Genomic DNA, 5,048 nt, shown 5'->3' with positions numbered 1-5,048 from the left:
ATTTTGATCTTCAGACCTGACGCAAACCTCTTGATCAACACCGGGAACCGGGGGTGGGGTGGGGCGTCGGAGGGGGGAGCCGGGGTGGGGTGGGGTGGGTTGGGGGGTTAGTGGGGGGTGGGGGCGGGCTCCACCAGTTCGATGAGGACGCCGCCGGTGGCCTTGGGGTGGACGAAGTTGACCCGGGAGTTGGCGGTGCCGCGCTTCGGGGTGTCGTAGACCAGGCGTACGCCGCGTTCGCGCAGTGTCGCGCAGGCGGCGTCGATGTCGGCGACCGTGTACGCCAACTGCTGCAGGCCGGGGCCGTTGCGGTCGAGGAACTTGGCGATCGTCGACTCCGGCGTCAGCGGGGCGAGTAACTGCACGCATCCCCCCTCGGCGGTCGGGCCGACGGCCAGCATCGCCTCGCGTACGCCCTGCTCGGTGTTGGTCTCCTCGTGGATGCAGCGCATCCCGAAGGTGCGCTGGTAGAAGTCGATCGCGGCGTCCAGGTCGGCGACCGCGACCCCGACGTGGTCGATCCGGCGCAGCCCGATGTCTGTGACGTAGTCGGCAGCGGGCTCGACGGGGGAGTTCTCAGCCATGCCGCTAGTCTGGCCGAACAACCGTTCAGGCGTACAGGTCGGCATCCCCTCGGAGGCAGTTCAGTGGCATCGGTGATCGTCAGCGGCGCGCGGACCCCGATGGGCCGGCTGTTGGGCAACCTCAAGGACCTTCCGGCGACGAAGCTCGGCGGGGTCGCCATCAAGGCGGCCCTGGAGCGCGCCGGGATCGCCCCTGGCCAGGTGCAGTACGTGATCATGGGTCAGGTGCTCCAGGCCGGCACCGGGCAGATCCCGGCCCGTCAGGCGGCAGTGGAGGCCGGCATCCCGATGTCGGTGCCGGCGTTGACCATCAACAAGGTGTGCCTCTCCGGTCTGGACGCGATCGCCCTGGCCGACCAGCTGATCCGGGCCGGCGAGTTCGACATCGTGGTGGCCGGCGGCATGGAGTCGATGACCAACGCCCCGCACCTGCTGCTCGGCCAGCGCACCGGTTACAAGTACGGCGACGTCACGATCAAGGACCACATGGCCCACGACGGGCTCAGCGACGCCTGGGACTGCTGCTCGATGGGGGAGTCCACCGAGCGGCTCGGCGCCCGGCACGGCATCACCCGCGCCGAGCAGGACGAGTTCGCGGCGGCCAGCCACCAGCGGGCCGCCGCCGCGCAGAAGAACGGTCACTTCGCCGACGAGATCACCCCGGTGGTCATCCCGCAGCGCAAGGGCGAGCCGCTGGTGATCAGCGAGGACGAGGGCATCCGGCCGGACACCACAGCCGAGTCGCTGGCGAAGTTGCGCCCGGCGTTCGCCAAGGACGGCACCATCACCGCCGGCACCTCGTCGCCGATCTCGGACGGTGCGGCGGCCGTGGTCGTGATGAGCAAGGCCAAGGCCAACGAGCTGGGCCTGACCTGGCTGGCCGAGGTCGGCGCGCACGGCAACGTGGCAGGCCCGGACAACTCCCTGCACTCGCAGCCGTCGAACGCCATCCAGCACGCCCTCAAGAAGGGCGGTCTGAGCATCGAGGACCTCGACCTCATCGAGATCAACGAGGCGTTCGCCCAGGTCGGCATCCAGTCCGCGCGGGACCTCGGGATCAGCACCGACAAGATCAACGTCAACGGTGGGGCCATCGCGCTGGGTCACCCGATCGGCATGTCCGGCGCCCGGCTGGTGCTCACCCTCGCGCTGGAGCTCCAGCGGCGCGGTGGCGGCACCGGCGCGGCGGCGCTCTGCGGCGGTGGCGGCCAGGGCGACGCCCTGATCATCCACGTGCCCGCCGACTCCGGGAACTGACCGGCACCCGGTTCCGCCCGCCCGCAGCCGACCCTGTGGCTGAGCGCGGGGGAACGAGCCGGGTTTGCGAGCCCCGCAGTCGTGAGCAAGATGTCATCCGGTGAGCGCGAGGAGCGAGCCGGGTGCGCCGACCCCGAAGTCGTGACCGGAGGGTGGACCAGTGAGTGTCGAGAACGCCCCGGCTCCGGCCGCTGTCCCGGTGCGCCGCAGTCGGGACGTACCGATGCTCGTGGAGAGGGCGCGCGAGGGTGACCCCCGGGCGGTGGCCCGGCTGATCACGCTCGTCGAGTCCGGTGACGAGGTGCTGCCGCAGGTGGCGGCGGCGCTCGCGCCGTACGCCGGGCAGGCCCAGGTGGTCGGGTTGACCGGCTCTCCGGGGGTGGGCAAGTCGACCACCACCAACGAGCTGGTCCGGGCGCTGCGGGCGGGCGGGCACCGGGTCGGGGTGCTGGCCATCGACCCGTCCAGCCCGTTCACCGGCGGGGCGATCCTCGGCGACCGGGTCCGGATGCAGGATCATGCCACCGACCCGGGCGTCTACATCCGGTCGATGTCCAGCCGGGGGCACCTCGGTGGGCTCTCCGCCGCGACCCCGCAGGCGGTCCGGGTGCTGGAGGGCGCCGGCTGCGACGTGGTGCTGGTGGAGACCGTCGGCGTCGGTCAGGCCGAGGTGGAGGTGGCCTCGCTCGCCGACACCACCCTGGTGCTGCTCGCTCCGGGCATGGGCGACGCGATCCAGGCGGTCAAGGCCGGCATCCTGGAGATCGCCGACGTCTTCGTGGTCAACAAGGCCGACCGGGACGGCGCGGACAACACGGTCCGCGACATCCAGGGCATGATCGCGCTGGGCGAGCGCGGGCCGGGCGAGTGGCGGCCCCAGGTGGTGCGCGCGGTGGCCGTGCGCAACGAGGGTATCGACGACGTCGCCGCCGCGATCGACAAGCACCGGTCCTGGCTGGAGCAGCACGACGAGCTGCGCCGCCGCCGCGAGAAGCGGGCCGCCGCCGAGATCGAGGCGATCGCGCTCGGCACCCTCCGCGCCCGCATCGGTTCCCTACGCGACGGTACGGAGCTGAGCACGCTCGCCGCGAAGGTGGCCGGCGGCACCCTCGACCCGTACGCCGCAGCGGACGAACTCCTCGCCCAGATCGGCACCTGAGCCGCCGGCCCAGATCGGCACCTGAGCCGCCGGCCCAGATCGGCACCTGAGCCGCCGGCCCGGGCGGGTCCTGGCGGTGGGGGTCTCGGTGGCGTTCTGGGCCACCCTCGTCCCTGAACGGGAAGCGGTCCGCCGCGAAGGCACGGCCGGCCGGTCGGTCGCTGAATTGCTTTCGACCGACCGGCCGTGCCTGTCAACGCATTTCTTCTTTCACGGTCAACAAGACGCCGGCATCAGCGCCGGTCATCAGGATTCGAGCTTCCATTCGTCGACGCGCGCCGTTCGGGGAGCGTTGGCGCTGGCCCCTGAATAATTGGTGAGGAACTTGCACTGTGCGACGTTCCACGTCTGCTTCTTCACCACGAAGGAGCGAGACTCCTGAAACAGTCGCATCCGTCGGCGTTGCCCACTGGGCACATCCAGCGCGTAACTGAAACCGGCAGTCCACGAGCGCCCGGCGGTCACCGACACCCCGATGGACGTGCTCGCCTTCGCGAAAACGACGCCGGCTTCGGCGGACACCGTCGCCGACGCCGTCGCCGAGACGTTGGCGGTCTCGTTCTCGCTGTACGAGATGGTGCCGGGGCCGGTGATGTACGCGCTGTAGACGTCGGTCGGCCGGGTCGACCTGCTGACGTTGGTGAAGGTGTAGAGCGGGTTCTCGCCCTCGGCCGGGCAGCCCTGCGGCTTTGCCTGGGCCGGGGCCGGCAGGGCCACGACGGGTAGCGGCAGCACCGCGATCGTCGATACGACACTCAGTAGACGTTTCCTGAAGTTCACGTTCTCTCCCCGTGGATATACAGATGTACAGAAACGGCCCCCCATTGGGTGGGGTCGCCGTGAATTCCAGGAAGATAGCAGGGGAAGGCCGGCGTCGCTGTCCCTTGACGGGGTCGAACCTGCTCTGTACCATCACAAAAATTAATAACGGGGGAATGGGCTGCGATGAACAATAGAGTTTCGGGGATCGCGCTTCTGTTCGGATGCTCGTTGACCCTCGCCGTTTCCCTCGCGGGGTGTTCGGCGGGATCGGACGGCGGGTCTCCTGCTTCCCCGCCCGCCACTGACATCTCCGGGACTCCCCGCCCATCGGTGTCCGAGGCTCCGAGCGACCTTCCCGTGTTCGGTCCGGAGGCTGTCCGGGTCGTGGCCGTCCGCAGTGCTTCCGGCGAAGTGAGCTTCGACGTGGTCGGCCCGAAGGGCGCGCGGTACGGGCTGCGCGATGCGGCCGGGAAGAAGGGCGAGTGTCGTCAGGTGGAGCGGGGCGAGGTCGCGTCCCGTCCGTCGGGCCTGCCGGTGACGTCCGACTGGCAGACGGAGTTGATCTGTGTCAGCAGCGAGAAGGTCACGAAGGCGAGCAGGGTGCTCGTCAAAGTCGCGCTGGACAGCTTCACCTACGACTTCGAGGTGCCCGCACTGCCGCCGGCCTGACTCCGCCGACTCTCGTCTGATCGATCCGCGCCGGGTTCCGCACGGGGTGACGGCCGTCCACACTCGACCGGTGGCGTCCCCGGCGGTCGATCCCCGGTCGGTACGCTCGCACCCGTCCCACGTCGAGTGGGGCGGGTGCCGGGCGGTGTTCCGTGCCGGTGGTGCGACGACAGGGGGCGACGATGAGCCACGAGGAGACGCAGGAGCTGTCGGTGACGCCGGACGCGGTGGCGGGCGGGACGACGCAGGTCTCCGACGAGGTGGTCGAGAAGATCGCGGTGGCCGCCGCGAAGTCCGTCCCCGGGGTGGCCGAGCTGGGCGGTGACGTGGCCCGGTTCTTCAACGCCGTACTCGACAGGGTCGGGCTGGACCGGGTCGGTGACGCCCGGCGGGGCTGCTCGGCGCACGTCACCAACGGCGCGGCCGTGGTCAACCTCGTTCTGGTGATCTCCGCCGGCCACCCGGTACCCCAGGTCACCGACGCGGTCCGCGCCGCCGTGACGGCAGCCGTGGAGTCCTACGGCCTCCGCGCCGACGAGATCAACATCCGCGTCGACGACGTAGCCATGGACACCCCAGAATCCCCCACCCCCTGATCCCACCCCCACCACCCACCC

The 5,048-nt window shown here is 70.2% G+C and carries 6 protein-coding genes; 4 read left to right on the top strand and 2 right to left on the bottom strand.

Annotated features, from left to right (window positions below):
- Positions 1-107: 107 nt before the first annotated feature.
- Positions 108-584, bottom strand: a complete 477-nt coding sequence (gene mce, locus AC0AIB_RS30760; protein ID WP_328343506.1) for a methylmalonyl-CoA epimerase — start codon at positions 582-584, stop codon at positions 108-110.
- Positions 585-647: 63 nt separating this feature from the next.
- On the opposite strand from mce, the gene AC0AIB_RS30755 reads away from it, so the two are divergent.
- Both AC0AIB_RS30755 and meaB read left to right on the top strand, forming a co-directional pair.
- Complete coding sequence (locus tag AC0AIB_RS30755; protein WP_328343508.1) at positions 648-1,841, top strand: acetyl-CoA C-acetyltransferase; 1,194 nt, start codon at positions 648-650, stop codon at positions 1,839-1,841.
- A 223-nt stretch (positions 1,842-2,064) separates the two neighbouring features.
- Positions 2,065-3,000, top strand: a complete 936-nt coding sequence (gene meaB / locus AC0AIB_RS30750) for a methylmalonyl Co-A mutase-associated GTPase MeaB (protein ID WP_328349079.1) — start codon at positions 2,065-2,067, stop codon at positions 2,998-3,000.
- Positions 3,001-3,246: 246 nt separating this feature from the next.
- On the opposite strand, the gene AC0AIB_RS30745 is transcribed toward meaB, so the two are convergent.
- The gene (locus AC0AIB_RS30745) at positions 3,247-3,780 is read right to left on the bottom strand and encodes a hypothetical protein (RefSeq protein WP_328343509.1); all 534 of its coding nucleotides are present in this window, start codon (positions 3,778-3,780) and stop codon (positions 3,247-3,249) included.
- 366 nt (positions 3,781-4,146) lie between these two features.
- Between AC0AIB_RS30745 and AC0AIB_RS30740 the strand changes: the two genes are divergently transcribed.
- Both AC0AIB_RS30740 and AC0AIB_RS30735 read left to right on the top strand, forming a co-directional pair.
- On the top strand, positions 4,147-4,431 hold the full coding sequence (locus tag AC0AIB_RS30740; protein WP_328343511.1) for a hypothetical protein: 285 nt from the start codon (positions 4,147-4,149) through the stop codon (positions 4,429-4,431).
- A 182-nt stretch (positions 4,432-4,613) separates the two neighbouring features.
- Positions 4,614-5,027 carry an Asp23/Gls24 family envelope stress response protein gene (locus tag AC0AIB_RS30735; RefSeq protein ID WP_465098019.1) on the top strand — a complete coding sequence of 138 codons (414 nt, stop codon included), beginning with the start codon at positions 4,614-4,616 and terminating at the stop codon, positions 5,025-5,027.
- The last annotated feature ends 21 nt before the right edge of the window (positions 5,028-5,048 follow it).

The sequence above is a fragment of the Micromonospora sp. DSM 43699 genome (assembly GCF_055517075.1).
The sequence above is the reverse complement of the archived record's forward strand: the minus strand, read 5'-3'. Positions and strand labels throughout refer to the sequence as shown.